At 59.1% G+C, this 14797-nt stretch carries 15 protein-coding genes; 9 read left to right on the top strand and 6 right to left on the bottom strand.

Going from position 1 to position 14797, the window contains the following annotated elements:
• The 6 genes from A3730_RS23460 to A3730_RS23435 form a co-directional block, all read left to right on the top strand.
• The coding region (locus tag A3730_RS23460; RefSeq protein ID WP_063539077.1) for a CpaF family protein at nucleotides 1-860 on the top strand (860 nt) is incomplete at its 5' end.
• Entirely contained in the window at nucleotides 808-1767 is a 960-nt protein-coding gene (locus tag A3730_RS23455) for a type II secretion system F family protein (protein ID WP_231884026.1), read from the top strand. The genes A3730_RS23460 and A3730_RS23455, both read left to right, overlap by 53 nt.
• Nucleotides 1760-2635 (top strand): type II secretion system F family protein, encoded by an 876-nt coding sequence (locus A3730_RS23450; RefSeq protein ID WP_063521252.1) that lies wholly within the window; start codon nucleotides 1760-1762, stop codon nucleotides 2633-2635. The genes A3730_RS23455 and A3730_RS23450 overlap by 8 nt, the downstream gene beginning before the upstream one ends.
• Nucleotides 2636-2649: 14 nt before the next feature.
• Complete coding sequence (locus A3730_RS23445; RefSeq protein ID WP_063521251.1) at nucleotides 2650-3339, top strand: tetratricopeptide repeat protein; 690 nt, start codon at nucleotides 2650-2652, stop codon at nucleotides 3337-3339.
• Entirely contained in the window at nucleotides 3336-3605 is a 270-nt protein-coding gene (locus A3730_RS23440) for a hypothetical protein (RefSeq protein ID WP_063521250.1), read from the top strand. Before A3730_RS23445 ends, A3730_RS23440 begins: the two co-directional genes overlap by 4 nt.
• The gene (locus tag A3730_RS23435; RefSeq protein ID WP_156501322.1) at nucleotides 3583-5376 is read left to right on the top strand and encodes a hypothetical protein; all 1794 of its coding nucleotides are present in this window, start codon (nucleotides 3583-3585) and stop codon (nucleotides 5374-5376) included. Before A3730_RS23440 ends, A3730_RS23435 begins: the two co-directional genes overlap by 23 nt.
• 49 nt (nucleotides 5377-5425) lie before the next feature.
• Here the strand turns inward: A3730_RS23435 and A3730_RS23430 are convergent, their stop codons facing one another.
• Complete coding sequence (locus A3730_RS23430; protein ID WP_063518899.1) at nucleotides 5426-6622, bottom strand: acyl-CoA desaturase; 1197 nt, start codon at nucleotides 6620-6622, stop codon at nucleotides 5426-5428.
• Between the two features lie 145 nt (nucleotides 6623-6767).
• Nucleotides 6768-8744, bottom strand: coding sequence for a hydantoinase/oxoprolinase family protein (locus A3730_RS23425; RefSeq protein ID WP_063518898.1), 1977 nt, complete (start codon nucleotides 8742-8744; stop codon nucleotides 6768-6770).
• A 128-nt stretch (nucleotides 8745-8872) separates the two neighbouring features.
• Here A3730_RS23425 and mutM point away from each other — a divergent pair, with 128 nt between their 5' ends.
• On the top strand, nucleotides 8873-9682 hold the full coding sequence (gene mutM, locus A3730_RS23420) for a bifunctional DNA-formamidopyrimidine glycosylase/DNA-(apurinic or apyrimidinic site) lyase (RefSeq protein ID WP_063518897.1): 810 nt from the start codon (nucleotides 8873-8875) through the stop codon (nucleotides 9680-9682).
• A 341-nt stretch (nucleotides 9683-10023) separates the two neighbouring features.
• Complete coding sequence (locus tag A3730_RS23415; protein WP_063518896.1) at nucleotides 10024-10410, top strand: hypothetical protein; 387 nt, start codon at nucleotides 10024-10026, stop codon at nucleotides 10408-10410.
• A 245-nt stretch (nucleotides 10411-10655) separates the two neighbouring features.
• Here the strand turns inward: A3730_RS23415 and A3730_RS23410 are convergent, their stop codons facing one another.
• Together A3730_RS23410 and hemW are read right to left on the bottom strand one after the other, a co-directional pair.
• Entirely contained in the window at nucleotides 10656-11417 is a 762-nt protein-coding gene (locus A3730_RS23410; RefSeq protein ID WP_231880721.1) for a TetR/AcrR family transcriptional regulator, read from the bottom strand.
• A gap of 91 nt (nucleotides 11418-11508) precedes the next feature.
• Nucleotides 11509-12660 carry a radical SAM family heme chaperone HemW gene (gene hemW, locus A3730_RS23405; RefSeq protein WP_063539071.1) on the bottom strand — a complete coding sequence of 384 codons (1152 nt, stop codon included), beginning with the start codon at nucleotides 12658-12660 and terminating at the stop codon, nucleotides 11509-11511.
• A gap of 166 nt (nucleotides 12661-12826) precedes the next feature.
• Here hemW and A3730_RS23400 point away from each other — a divergent pair, with 166 nt between their 5' ends.
• The gene (locus tag A3730_RS23400; RefSeq protein ID WP_363970987.1) at nucleotides 12827-13279 is read left to right on the top strand and encodes a YaiI/YqxD family protein; all 453 of its coding nucleotides are present in this window, start codon (nucleotides 12827-12829) and stop codon (nucleotides 13277-13279) included.
• Here A3730_RS23400 and A3730_RS23395 read toward each other — a convergent pair.
• Nucleotides 13270-13989 carry a hypothetical protein gene (locus tag A3730_RS23395; protein ID WP_063520596.1) on the bottom strand — a complete coding sequence of 240 codons (720 nt, stop codon included), beginning with the start codon at nucleotides 13987-13989 and terminating at the stop codon, nucleotides 13270-13272. The genes A3730_RS23400 and A3730_RS23395 overlap by 10 nt on opposite strands.
• An 80-nt stretch (nucleotides 13990-14069) precedes the next feature.
• Complete coding sequence (gene rdgB / locus A3730_RS23390; protein ID WP_063520919.1) at nucleotides 14070-14660, bottom strand: RdgB/HAM1 family non-canonical purine NTP pyrophosphatase; 591 nt, start codon at nucleotides 14658-14660, stop codon at nucleotides 14070-14072.
• Between the last annotated feature and the right edge of the window lie 137 nt (nucleotides 14661-14797).

The raw sequence follows: 14797 nt of genomic DNA, 5'->3' as shown, positions 1-14797 counted from the left end.
TGGCGGGGGTGCTGCAAAAAGCGTCCGTCCGGTTTATCAATGATGACCATGTGGTGCGGGTCATTCGTCGCATGTTGGCGCCACTCGGGCGGCGTCTGGATGAGTCCAGCCCGATGGTGGATGCGCGCCTGCCAGACGGTTCGCGGGTGAATGCCATTATCCCGCCGCTGGCACTGGATGGCCCCAGTATCAGTGTTCGCAAGTTTACCCGTAACCATCTGACTGCCCGTGAGCTGATCGAGTCTGGCTCACTGACGGACGCCTGCCTGGACATCATGGTCAAGGCAGTGGAATCGCGGCGCAATATTATTATCAGCGGCGGTACCGGCACGGGTAAGACCACCATGCTGAACCTGATCAGTCAGTACATTCCGCGCACGGAACGGATCCTTACCATTGAGGATTCAGCAGAGCTGGTGTTCAACCATCCCCATGTGGTGCGCCTGGAAACCCGCCCGGCCAATACCGAGGGCAAGGGCCGGATCAGCGCCCGGGAGCTGGTTATCAACGCGCTGCGCATGCGCCCGGATCGGGTGATTCTGGGGGAAGTGCGTTCCAATGAAATTATCGAACTGTTGCAGGCCATGAACACCGGCCACGAAGGGTCCATGAGTACCATTCATGCCAACAGTTCCCGTGATGCCCTGGTGCGAATTGAAACCCTGCTGGCGGTGAGCGGCTATGACGCCAGTGAAACGGCCATTGCCCGGCTGATCGGTTCTGCCCTGGATATCATCATTCAGCTGGAACGAACAGCGGATGGTAGTCGACGGGTCAGCGAGGTGGTGGCGCTGACGCCGACCAGCGATGACCTGTATCACATGGATTACCTGTACCGGAGTAATGATGAGCGCGGTTGAGCTGCTCGGCATGGCACAGATGCTCGGCATCATTGCCGTGCTGACGGTGCTGCTGCAGCTGGTCTGGTTTCGTTATCGCCAGCGTAGCCTGGTCAACGACCGGGTGCGGCAACGGTTGCAGCAACGCATTGAGATGGGCCAGGAAGCAGGGCAGGCGCGAGTGGTCAGTGGACCTCTGGACCGATTGTTGTTGCGGGCGGATATTCGACTGTCCCGCACCCAGCTTACGCTGATGGCGATCGTTATTTTTGTCATCCTGGCATTGGTGCTGGCCTCTTCAGGGCTGATTGCCACGGCGGTGCTGGCGCTGTTCATTGTTGCCAGCCTCTGGTTGTACTGGCGTTTTCGTTTTCAGCAGCAGCGTCGCACTATTTTTGAATCCTTGCCCGGGATCATGGATTCCACGCTTCGCTACATGGGGGCGGGCCGTTCTCTGGAAGCCTCACTGCTGGAATCGTTCCAGGATGCGCCGCCGGTGTTTGCGTCACTGACCTTCCGTCTGCGTAGCGCGGTGGAATCCGGCCGTGATTACACCGGACTCTTTGACGATTTTGCGCGCTTGTATCAGGTGCCCTCACTGGTGCTGGTTTCCATCGCCTTGCGTACCTCTGCCCGTTTTGGTTCTTCCATTCGTCCGGTATTGCAGCAAGTGGCGAACTCCCTGCGTTCGCAACAGGAGTTGCGTCGCGAGTTCCTCGCGTCCACGGCAGAAACGCGTTTCACCGCCGGCGCCTTTACCTTGCTGCCGCTGGGTATGGCGGTCTACATGATGCTGATTAACGAGAAGTATGCCGATGTGCTGCTGCGCACGGATACCGGTCACACCATGTTGATCATCGCCGGTGTTCTACAGGGTATCGGGGTGGTGATTATCTGGCGCATGGTGCAGGGGGTGGGGCGTGAATAATCTGCTGCTGGCCGTGTCGATAGTGTTGGTGGCGATCGCCTTGTGGTTGCTGTTGTTCAAGGCCCGTGAATGGGAAATGCGAGCGCGGGTTCATGCGCGACTGAACGATACCTCAGGCGCTCACACAGAAAGCGATGATGGCGGTTTCTGGTTGTGGCGTTTGTCCGGAGCGCTGACCGAGTCGTCCCTTGCCGCCAGTGACTATGAGGATATTCGCGTTGCGCTGAAAGGCATGGGCAAAACCCGGGAACAATCCCAGGTTATTTACCTGTTGTCTTGCTGGTTTTTGCCGGTGTTCGTGGCAATCATTGGATTTGTTTTCTTTGGCGCTCTGGGTGGTCTGGTGGCGTCCGCTGGTGGTTTTATCCTGCCGCGTAGAATGATTCGCACCATGGGGGCGCAGGCAGAAATGCGCCAGAATCTGGAGGCGGTGGAGCTGTGCCACCTGACGCGAATGTTGATGGAAGCGGGGCTCTCTCTGGAACGGGTGCTGCGCATTATCGGCGTGCAGGGGCGGCCCTTGTTGCCGATTCTGATTACCCGTATCGACCGCTTTAACCGACTGATGAAATCCGGCGCAGAGCGCAGCCAGGCCCTGGAGGAATTGGGGGAGAACAAACGGATTCCGGTATTGCGCAGCTACGTGGTATTGATGAAACAGAGCAGTCAGTTGGGCTCGGGTGTGTCACACAGTCTCGAGCAGATTATTGAAGAAGCGCAGAACGTGGAGCGCAACCGGATTCGGGAAGAAACCAACCGGATTGGCGCGAAAATGACGGTCATCATGATGGCGTTTATGTTGCCCGCATTATTTATTTTGATAGGTGGCCCGGCGGTGGTATCCATTGCCGAGGCGTTGACACGATGAAAGGGAGCAGGGACATGCGTGGCAGTAATTGGGGAGGTCTGTGCGCTGGGGCGCTGCTGGCAGTGCTGGCGGGCTGCGCCCACCAAGGTGCACCTGCACAGGCAAGCGGTACCGTGGATGTGTCTGGCATTGTCTGCAAGGATGCGCTGCAGCCAGAGCAGAGGGTCGACCTGGAAATGGTCGATACACTGATGGCCAAAGGGCGAAATTATGCAGCGTTGGCGCAGCTGGAAAATGATCCGATGAACGCCATCGATCACTGGTTGCGCTACGGACAGTTGTTGGCGGCGTCCGGCAAACTGGAAGAATCGGAAGAGGTATATCGGGCCCTGGCCAACCGTTGTGGTGATGGCCGCAGTGAGCATGGCCTGGGCATGGTGTTGCTGAAACGCCATGAGGTCATGTCGGCGATTTCGCATCTGGAAAAGGCCCGCGACATGGCACCGGCCACATCACAGGTGCGCAATGATTACGGTTATGCCTTGTTGTTGGTGGGCCGGTATGACGATGCCGCGTTTGAACTGCGTACTGCACTGGAGTTGGCCAATGGCCAGGGGCCGGTTCGACAGAATCTGGCGGTGGCATACCTGATGAGTGATAACAAAAAAGGCATTCAGGAATTGCAGTCTCAATATGGTTTCTCGGCGGATGAACTGGCCTATGCAGAGAAACTCAGTCAACAATTCGGGAGGGCCGCACCATGAAAAAATGGCTTTTGGTATGTCTATTGCCGGGGCTGGCTGTAGCAGCCGAACCCCAGCAGGACTACAGCTTTGGTGTTTCTGACCAGGTGGTGGATAACGTGCCGGAAACGGTGACTGACTGGCTGCTGAACCAGCAGCGGGACTCCCGGCCGGCAGAGAAAAGTGAGCTGTCTGCTCCTATCTATGTGGATACTCAGCGCCGCCTGGCGGATTCATTCCGCACGGCCATACCGGATACCTTCGGTGAACAGACCCGCGACGAGTAATTACCGGCGCCAGCAAGGCGCCCTGACGGTAATTACGCCGCTATTGCTGGTGATCGTCGTCATCCTGTCGGTGATGGCACTGGATGGTGCGCGCCTGTATATGCTGCGTGGCGAAATGCAGGCGCAGGTAAATGTGGCGGCGCAGGCAGCGGCGGGCGAAGCGCAGAGTTGTGGTGGCCAATTTGTCAGTACGGCAGTGATCCAGGCCCGGGCACTTGCCGCCGCTAAGGCTCAGGGTTTTAGTGAAGAGGATGGCTCGTTGCAGGTTCAGGTCGGCCTGATTGAAGACGCGGACGACAGCGATGTTCTTTCGTTTCGGCCGGTGAACTTCGTTGAAGAAAGTAATGCCGTACTGGTGACCTATACCCGCAACGAACCGATCTCCATGCTGCTGCCACAGTCCGTTTTCGGCAGCCTGGATATCACGGTGAATGCGGCGACTCGCAAGGAAGTTGTTGCCACTATCAGTGCTGCTGGCGGTACGGCCGGGGTGGGTGGTGATGCCAGTCTGCTGGGGGCATTGTTGGGCCGTGTTTTGGAGCAGCCGGGGTTTTCTCTGGATCCGACCAGCCTGGATAGCCTGGAAAATGCGACTGTTCGACTTGGTGATCTGCTGTCCAATCTCGGGGTCGATGACGTGGCAGAATTTCTGGACCTGGATGCCGACTTGCTGGCAACGGCTATCGGGGATGTTGGCGGTGTTGCGGCGCCGATTGCCACCATGCTGGATGATATCGCGGTCTCTCAGGGCATCGAAACCATCAAAGTCGGTGACATTATTGAAGTGGTTGAGGGTGCATCTGTTCCGGAAGACAGTGAATTCCCCGTTTATGATCTGGTGATCAGTCTGGTGCTGAATCTGGCAGAACAGCAGCAAGCAGGCGAGGGAGGGATATTGGACCTGCCTCTCAATATCAATGATCTCAACATCCCGTTAATTGCCAATATCAATGCTGTAGACCTCGGGCTTCATGTCGGTGAGCCTCCAACCGTGGTGACAGGCCCAGCCAGGCAGGATCAGGATGGCAACTGGAAAACGCAGTTCTACGCACCGGATGTGACCCTGCAGCTTTCCGCCAACGCACAAATATTGCCTATCGGTCTGTTGGGAATTGTAGAGTTTTCGCTGGCAGATCTGGATATTCCCCTGTCGGTCAATGCTGGTGGTGGCGAAGGGGCTCTGGTGTCAGCGGAGTGTGCCAAAGGGGCTCAGAACACCGTTGAGTTTGCGGTAAACCTGGAAAGGGAAGTGGCGCGTATCGTTACGGGTTCGCTGGATAGTGACGGAAATCTGCAGCCTGCGGCGCTTGATGCCGATGTCGGCGAACTACAACTTCTTTCCGGAATTTTGAAGCTGGGGCCGTTATTGCATCTCAATGCGGAAGTGGATGGTTCTGTTCCTGGAGTGGAAGAAACCGTTGTGCTGGATCCTCGTTATGACCTCTATTGCGACCCCGTAGAGGGTTGTTCAGATCTGTCTCACGAGGAGCTTGGTGATGGCCTGTCCGGTCTGGATCTGGGGATAACGATCAATGAGGCAACATTGCTGGAAACCGGCCAATTTGGCGGTATTCCCCTGGGCTCGCTGCTTAATCCGGTTGTGGATCTGATTGAAGATTTATTGTCCGATGTGGTGGCCAGCCTCGGTGAAGGCCTGATCAATCCGCTGTTACGCACACTGGGTGTGGGATTGGGCGGGATATCCGTCAATATATCGGCAGCCAATCAGGATGGGGTTCAGCTTATCGAAAACATCGATGTGGCGGACTGATCCTGGATAGGAAAGTATAAAAAAGGCCGCTTGCGCGGCCTTTTTGCTATCAGGCAGTTGTGGCCTGCTGTGGCCGGTAATGGGCCAGACGATCCGCAAACTCCTGCAAGGCAACAATGCCGGATTCCCTGGCATCGTGATACCACTGCTCTAACGCTTCCACCATTTCTGCGGAGTTACGGCTAGTTTGGCTCCAGATGTCCTGCAGACGAAGACGAAATTGGTAGATGGCCTCCAGGGTTTCGTTACTTTCGGTTAATTTCTGCAGATGCTTTTTCTGGCTCGGTTTGATCAGGGTGATATCCCGGTGCAGTAACGCCTTGGCGCGGCCGTATAGGTCGCGTGTGGCGTCACAGGCGCGAGCCTGTTCCTGTTTGAAGACCGGGGTGATCACGGTTTTGCGGTAATGACGCATAACCTGAAAACGGTGTTGCATGACGCCGCGCAGGGCATCAAGGTCAATTCCGTGGGCACTTTTCTCCAGGGCCGGTTTCGGCGCGACTTTTTTCACCTTGGCCAGTCCCAGCATCTCGAACAGGCGAATCCAGGCCCAGCCGGCATCAAATTCAAAGCGGCGTACGGACAGCTTGGCGGAATTTGGATAGGTGTGGTGATTGTTGTGCAGCTCTTCGCCGCCAATCAGGATGCCCCAGGGCGAAATGTTGCGTGACGCATCGGCGCACTCGAAGTTCCGGTAGCCCCAGTAGTGGCCCAGGCCGTTAATGACGCCAGCGGCGAACAGCGGGATCCAGATCATCTGTACGGCCCACACGGTAATGCCCGCGGCGCCAAACAGCAGCAGGTCGATGACTGCCATCAGGGCGATGCCGCCCATGGGGAAACGGGAATAGACGTTACGTTCCACCCAGTCGTTCGGGCAGCCAGCGCCATACTTCTTCAGGGTCTCTTCGTTTTCCGCTTCTTCGCGGTACAGTTCGGCCCCTTCGCTCAGTACTTTACGAATGCCTTTCACCACCGGGCTGTGCGGGTCCTCTTCGGTCTCGCACTTGGCGTGGTGTTTGCGGTGGATGGCGGTCCACTCCAGGGTGTTCTGGGCGGTGGTGAGCCACAGCCAGAAACGGAAGAAATGCTTGAGCACCGGGTTCATGTCCAACGCCCGGTGCGCGGAATAGCGGTGCAGGTAGACGGTGACGCTGACAATGGTCACGTGGGTCATGGCCAGGGTGATCAGCACCAGGGCACCGAGACTCGGAGCCAGCAGGCCCTCACTCAGATAATTCAGCATAGATGTCGCACAGTAAAAAGACGGAGCCGCTATTGTGCCCTACCCGGGATGACGGGCATAAGACACTAAACGGGTCAAATTCGGACTTTACGGCCAATCAGGGTCCCAAAGGTGCCTGTTGACTGACGGATGGCTGCTGCGGCCGTTATGCGTTGCGCTGTAACAACAGGTGGCCCTGGGGATCGACGGTGGCATGCCAGTCTGCGGCCAGCCAGGTGGTGCCCACGGCTTCGTAGATCAGGGCGGGCCCGGTGATGCGTTGGCCGGCGCCCAGTGATTCACGGTTATACACGGCCGCCGCTGTGTGCATGCCTGGTAGCGTAATGTGGCGTTCTGCTGACGCGCTCCGGGTATGGCGGTCCGGCTGGGTTGGCGGGTTGCTCTGGGCCTGGCTCTGGACGCGCAGGTTGACCTGCTCAACGGGGAGCCCCAGCTGGTGACCAAAGCGTTGCTGGTGGGCGGTATGGAAGCGGCTTTCCCGGTCGGCCAGCGTGGGGCCCCAGTCAATCTGCAGGACGGAAGATTGCCCCCGGTAGCACATGTCCACGAATACCCGGTGGCGAATCCGGTCTGCGCTGACGCCTTCGGCCATCAGTTCTGTCTGGCCCTGTTGCTGCAGCTGCGCAATACGCTCGTCCAACAGGGATTCGTCCACCTGTGCTGGCAGAGCCTGCAGCATTTCCCGTTTGCGCGGGGCGTAGACCAGCCCCTCGGCGGACAGGACGCCTGCCCGTTGCGGCACAATGGCTTGGGTCATGCCCAGGTTGTCGGCCAGCGCGCAGACATGCAGGCCGCCGGCGCCACCGAAGCTCATCAGTGCGAAGTCCGCGGGGTCGAAGCCTTTCTGGATGGAGATTACCCGCAGCGCCTGGGTCATGTGTTCGTTGGCCAGGGCCAGTACCCCGTCGGCGGCTTGCTGGCGCGTCAGGCCCAGGGCCTGGGCGAGCCTGTCCATGGCCTGTTCCGCGGCGGGCACATCCAGCGCCAGTGAGCCACCGAGTGCAAAGTCCGGCTGTAGCCGGCCCAGCACCACATTGGCATCGGTGACGGTGACCTGTTGCCCGCCTTTGCCGTAGCAGGCGGGGCCGGGGTCGGCACCAGCGGATTGCGGGCCCACATGCAGCAGGCCCGCGTCATCCACATAGGCCAGCGAGCCGCCGCCAGCGCCGATGGTGTGCATGTCCACCATGGGAACGGCCACCGGATAGGGGCCAATGTGGCCCTGCTGGGTGAGGCGGATATCGCCATCAAGCAAGGCCACATCGGTGGAGGTGCCGCCCATGTCGAAGGTCATCAGCTGCGGTTGCTGCAGCTGCTGCCCCAGTCGCTGGGCAGCGGCCAGCCCGCCGGCAGGGCCGGACAACAGCAGGTTGACGGCCAGATCGGCCGCCTGCTGAGAGGCAATGGTGCCACCGTGGGATTGCATGATAGCCAGTGGCGCGGGGGCCGTGGCCTGTTGCAGGCGTTGCAGGTAGTCGGCGACGCGGGGGGCCAGCCAGGCATTCAGCCAGGTGGCCATGCCCCGTTCGTATTCGCCCCGGGTGGGCAGTATCTGGTGTGATGGGCTCACCGCAAAGCCGGCATCACGCAAGGCGTCATTGAGCCGTTGTTCGTGCTCCGGGTTCAGGTAGCTGAACAGCAGGCACAGGGCGATGGATTCCGGGTCCAGCTCGCGGACGGCGCTCAACAGGGTGGCAATGTGGGCGTCGGTGAGCGGTGTCACGGGGTGGCCGGCGGCATCCAGCCGTGCCGGGCAGCCGAGCGCGGGCAGCAGGCTGACCGCAGAGGCGTTGCTGGGGGGCGTCAGATTGTAGAGTTCTGGCCGGTTCTGGCGGCCAATGCGGAGAATGTCCTCCAGCCCTTCATTGGTAATCAGCAGTGTGCGGGCGCCCTTGCCTTCCAGGGCCGCGTTGGTGGCCACGGTGGTGCCGTGAACAATGGCTAACTGCCCGCTGGCCATGGCATCACTCAGGCCAAGCTCCGTGATGCCCTGCAGGATGGCCCGCTCCGGGGATGAGGGTGTGGACAGCACTTTGTGGATGCGCGGTTCACCGTCGCCCAGCAGAACAAAATCAGTAAAAGTGCCGCCGGTATCGACGCCGAGCCAGTAGGAAACGGACATATCAGTTGACAGTTAACAGTTGAAAGTTGACAGCGAAAGACAAAAAAACTGGCAGCAAGGTAACATAGCTGGCGCCAGCGCGCCCTTCGCTGTCAATTGTCCACTATCAACTGCCAACTGATTGTCTTATGCCTGAATTACCTGAAGTGGAAACCACCCTGCGCGGCATTCGCCCGCATGTGCAGGGGCGCATTTTGACGTCGGTGACGGTGCGTGAGCCGCGCCTGCGCTGGCCGGTCAGTGAGGCCCTTTATGCGTTGCGTGATTGCCCTGTTGTGGCCTTGCGCCGGCGGGCCAAGTACCTTCTTATCGAGCTGGAGCACGGGCAGGTGCTGATTCATCTGGGCATGTCCGGCACCCTGCGGGTGGTGGATGCGAGCTTGCCATTGCGCAAACACGACCATGTGGATCTGTTGCTCGATAGCGGCAAGGTGCTGCGTTTCAATGATCCGCGCCGGTTCGGCACGGTGCTGTTCCAGGCCGGCGAAGAGCCACACAGCTTGTTGCAGTCGCTGGGGCCGGAGCCGCTTAGTGAGGCTTTTAGCGGTGAGGGGATGTTTGCCCGTTCCCGGGGGCGAAAGGTGGCAGTGAAGAGCTTCATCATGGATAACGCCACGGTGGTGGGGGTGGGCAATATTTACGCCCAGGAAAGCCTGTTTATGGCCGGTATCCATCCATCACGGGCGGCCGGGCGTATTTCCCTGGCGCGCTATCAGGCGCTGGCGGAGGCCATCAAGGTGGTGCTGGCCCGGGCGATTGAGGCGGGCGGGACGACCCTGAAGGATTTTACCCGTGCGGATGGTCAGCCCGGGTATTTTGCCCAGTCGCTGAATGTATATGGCCGCGCTGGCCAGCCCTGCCTGCAATGCGAAGCCATCCTGAAGGCGGATCGGCATGGCCAGCGCAGTACGGCCTATTGCCCGCAATGCCAGCGGTGACGGGGGTGCAGGATGGGGGGGATCGCCTTGCGTCGGTGCTGATCAATGATTGAGCGCCAGACCTATTGCTGGCCTAAGAACAAAGGTGTAGATTGTGATGCAATTGTCGGAATATTAACGACTTAGCTGAAACAATGTCAGCGATACTTTAACTTGAAACGGTGATTTCAGTGTGGATGCATGGCGTGAGAATTTGCTGTCACAGGAGGTTTTCTGAAGGAATGTCGTATGGGTATACGATTGACTGAAGAAAATCTTCTGTGGCGGAGAAGGCTCGCGTCAGGCGCCGCGATGAAGTCAGGGTTTCAGGTTCAACTATAAAAATACAAGAGGGACTCACCATGAAGCGAGCAAAGCGCCCGGTAGTGGCATCCGTACTCGCCTCCACCATGCTGTTTGCTGCCATGGCGCCCGTCACGGCACAGGCGGCTGAATCACAGCTGGATCGGCCGGGGGAAATGGCGATGATCGGCGACGCGGTTTTTGCGCGCCCATTGCTGCTGGCATCCACGGTGGTGGGAGCAGGCCTTTATGTGGTCACGCTGCCGTTCAGCCTGCTGGGGGGCAATCCGGGAGAAGCCGGTGAAGTGCTGGTGATGAATCCGGGCAAGAATACTTTCGTTCGTTGCCTCGGTTGTACGCCGGCTCAGCACGAGAGCCTGAAGGCAGAAAAAGAACTGCAGGAAAACGAAAAACAGGAACAGGAAGCGGTGGCCAGCGCAGAATAATCGTTGTTCATTGCACCATAAAAAAGCCCCGCACTTGCGGTAATACCGTTCACTTAAGGTTCTGTGCCATGCCTAAAGCCTTCGCGATGTAAACATCGCTTCCCACAATCTCCCTCAAACTTTGGGATTGGTGGGAAGTCATGCTCGCATGACGAAGATGTTGGCGCAGCGCTGCTTCTCTTAAGTGAACAGCATTGCCGCACTTGCGGGGCTTTTTTATGGTTGGCAGACGGCCGAGACGGGGCTCAGGCGCAACCAAGTTTGAGGCAACTGCCTTTTTCAGTGCACAGCTCGGCGAACAGCGTGTCGCAGAGGCTGGCTACTTTGCTGCTCAGTGCGTCGTCATCAAAGGGGGGGGCGTCAAGCGGCTGCCATTGCAGGGCATTGAGTTGGAGCTGCACGTTGCGCAGTAGCAACCTGTGAGGGTCTTTCAGATCGTACATATCCAGGATGCCGTCGGCATGGATCAGCGTATGCATGCCCATGGACATGGACCACTGGCCAATGCTGAATGTCAGCGGGTCCTGGCCATGGTCTTCCAGTTCGTTACTGCTAATGGCATCGCGAACCACCTGTTCTACCATCCTGCCAATAGGCTGGGTGGCGGTCAGGAACTGCTCCCGGCGGCTGGGTGATGACGCCAGCCAGACCACTTCGGTCATGATGTACTGTTCGAGCCGGAAGTGTTCAGGGTAATGCTGGGCAAACAGTGAGTAGGCCAGAGCAAAGCCCAGCATCTTGTCGCGGTTGGGAAGGTCGGAATGGGCGACTTTCTCGAAGTATTCCCGCCGCGTGGTGGTCAGCTCGGTGCAGACCGCGATGAGCAGGTCTTCCTTGGAGGCGAAGTGGTGATAGAGTGTGCCCGTGGCAAAATTGCAGCTGCGGGCAATGGCCGCCATCTGCACGCCCAGCAAGCCTTCATCGCAGAGCTGTTGCCGGGTTGCCTCAATAAAGAGCTGTTCTCTTTCTGCCAGCGCTTGTTCGCGCCCGCTGCGTGTTTTTGTCATAGTCATAATCTTTTGTGATCCCGCCATTCAGTGTGAATAGCCTTGCAATAGGGTTCAAGCGCTTTTGTTGTCGTGCAGACAAACGTGCCGCCTACAGAAGCGCCGCTGCCAGTTTTTCCAGCAAGCCGTTCAGGTGACGTAAACCATTATCGGTACAGGCCAGTCGTTGGTCTGTGATGGCGAGCAACCCCTGCTGTTCCAGCGGGACAAGGGCGTTTTGCCATTGCCAGACCGGCTCTCCGGTGGCGTCCTCCAGTGTCTGCCAAGTGATGCCGTTGACCAAGCGCAAGCCGTTGAGCAGGGCCTCAAACAGGCGGTCCTCGCGGGCAATGGACTGGTACTGGCGGCGAGCATGGGCGGCGTCGGTCAGGTAGTCCTCGGGTTTTCGGGTTTTCTGGTAACGATGCACGCTGCCCTGTGTCGCGTCAGTGATCTTGCCGTGAGCACCGGCGCCTATGCCAAGATAGTCCCCGAATTGCCAGTAATTGAGATTATGCCGGCAGCGGTGTCCAGATTGCGCGAAGGCGGAAATTTCGTAGCGCTGGTAACCGTGCTGCGCGAGCAGGGCGAAGCCGGCCTGTTCGGTGTCGGCCATGGCGTCGCCGTCTGGCTGGATCGGAGGCGCGCGGTAGAAAACGGTATTGGGCTCGATGGTCAGCTCGTACCAGCTCAGGTGCGTGGGTTGCAGGGCGATGGCCTGCTGCAGATCGTCCAGGGCCTGGGCGTGGCTCTGCCCGGGCAGCGCATGCATGATATCCAGATTGAAATTGTCGAAGCCGGCGGCTTGCGCCTGGTGGGCGGCGTCGATGGCGGCGCTGGCATCGTGGATGCGCCCCAGCGCTTGCAGATGCGTGTTATTGAAACTCTGGACACCGATAGACAGGCGGTTGATGCCTGCCGCGCGAAAGCCTTCGAAACGGCCGGCTTCCAGGGTGCCCGGGTTGGCTTCCAGGGTGATCTCGGCGTCTGGCTGCAGGGTCAGCCGCTGGCGAATACCCTGGAAAAGTTGTCGGTAAAAGTCGGCGGACATCAGGCTGGGGGTGCCGCCGCCAATAAACACCGTTTCCACCGGACGGTCACCGATCAGCGGTAAATCCTGTTCCAGATCGGTAAGCAGAGCCTGCAGGTAGGCAGCTTCCGGAATCTCGCCCCGCTCATGGGAGTTGAAATCGCAATAGGGGCATTTGCGCACGCACCAGGGGGTGTGGATGTACAGCGAAAGCGGCGGATTGGTCAGGGGCATGAGTGTTGAAGCAGCTGAGGCAATGGGAAGAGAGTGGGCATGGTAGCAGAATGGTTGATAGTTGATAGTTGACAATGGACAGCGAAAAACAAAGAGTTGCGTCGAGCTATGGGGCTTCCTGGGTTTTAGCTGTCAACTGTCCACTGTCAATTATCAACTGGTTTATATGGTGCATATCTGGGTTGATGCGGACGCGTGCCCGCGTCCGGTGAAAGAAGTGTTATTCCGTGCTGCGCAGCGGGCGCAGGTTCCCTGCACCCTGGTGGCGAACCAGCATATCGCCGTACCGCGTACGCCGTTGATCCGCTCCATTCAGGTGGGGCAGGGCTTTGACGTGGCGGATAATGAAATCGTGCAGCGCTGTGAGGCCGGGGACCTGGTGGTGACCCAGGACATACCATTGGCGGCGGAAGTGGTGGAGAAAGGCGCGGAAGCGGTGACTCCCCGTGGTCACTGGCTGGACAAGGATACCGTGCGCGAACGCCTGAATATGCGTGATTTCATGGAAGAAATGCGTTCGGCGGGGATGCAGACCGGCGGCCCGGCCAGCTTCTCCAACCAGGACAAGGGGCGGTTTGCCAATGCGCTGGACCGCTGGTTGGCGCGGGCTCAGAAGTAACCCATCACCCCGACCTGCCCCCAGCTGAGGTCACCACCGCCATCGCGGCGCACATCTTCTCCGGCCCAGCTGTGCTGCCAGCCGGCCCACAGGTTGACTGCCCGGTGGCAGTGCCAGGTGAGCATCACGCCCACTTCGCGGTGATTGGGGCCGTCATAATCTTCGCTGGCGTAACCCTGATCATAGGCTTGTGTCAGCCGCAGCTGCGCGATGCCGGTTGCCCAGAGCGGCTGTTCCCCCACCAGCGATAGCGCATAGAAAGCACCGTCGGCCTGCTTGCTCCAGGTGCCGTCTGCGCGCAGGGCCAGCCAGGGCCGTAGATGGGTGGCAATACCGAAGCCCGCTTCCACGTCATCAGGGGTGTCCAGTGCCGGGTCGTCTGCGTGGAACTGCAGGTAAGTCACGTTCAGGTACGGCTCCCAACGGCCGATGCCCGGCGCGTATTCCGCGAACAGGTTGTTCTCCCGGTAGCCGCTGCTGCCGGCGCCCCAGGCCTGCCAGACCCCCAGGGCCCCGTGGTCTTTTGTCAGGTCGCCGCCAAGGCTATGCAGGCTGTGGCCATCGAGGTTGTCGCGGCCTTCGCTCACATAGCGGCTGTGCCATTGCGTCTGCAGGCTGCCGTGTAGCGGGTTGGCCTCGCTCAGGGCGGCAGGCAGTAGCAGGGCAAGGCAGAGGTAATGCTGTGGATAAGGGCGACGTGGGGTTGGCACCGAAGCGGCTCCTTGCTGACGGTAAACCCTGACCTTATCAGAGAGGAGCGGAGGTGCGGTGAAGGTTCCCAGGCGACCGGCTAGGCTTTCAGTGCTTCAATCAACATGCCCATGGCCTTGCCCCGGTGGCTGATGGCATTTTTTTCCTCCGCGGGCAACTGCGCGGCGGTGCAGCCTTTTTCTTCCACAAAGAAATGGGGATCGTAGCCAAAGCCTTGCTCGCCCTGGGGTTCCAGCACGATGCGACCGTTCCAGTTGCCCTGGCAGATTAACGGGGTGGCGTCGTCTTCGTGATGCATCAATACAATCAGTGCCACGTAGCGGGCCTGGCGAGCCTCTTCCGGAATCTCGGTGAGCATCTCTACCAGCAGGGCGTTGTTTTTGGCGTCGGTGGCGCCGACCCCGGAAAAGCGGGCAGAGAAAATGCCGGGGCTGCCGTTCAGCGCGGCGACCTCGAGCCCGGAATCGTCGGCGATGGCAGGCAGGCCGGTGTGCTTGCAGGCATTGCGGGCCTTGATGATGGCGTTTTCCACAAAGGTGCTGCCGGTTTCTTCGGCTTCCGGCACATCGAATTCACTCTGGGCGACCACTTCAATATTCAGCGGCGCCAGCAGGTGCTGCATTTCAGCGAGTTTCTTGGCATTGCCGGAGGCGAGTACGATTTTTTCCATGGGGAACTCCTGACGTCGTTAGCTGCTAGCGTCTAGCCGCGAGCCACGAGAAAAAGATAAAAGAGCGGGAACCTGGATCGCGAGTTCCACACTGTCTAACGTCGTAGCTCGTAGCTCGTAGCTCGTAGCTCGTAGCT

The sequence above is a fragment of the Alcanivorax sp. HI0044 genome, from assembly GCF_001634945.1.
The sequence above is the reverse complement of the archived record's forward strand: the minus strand, read 5'-3'. Positions and strand labels throughout refer to the sequence as shown.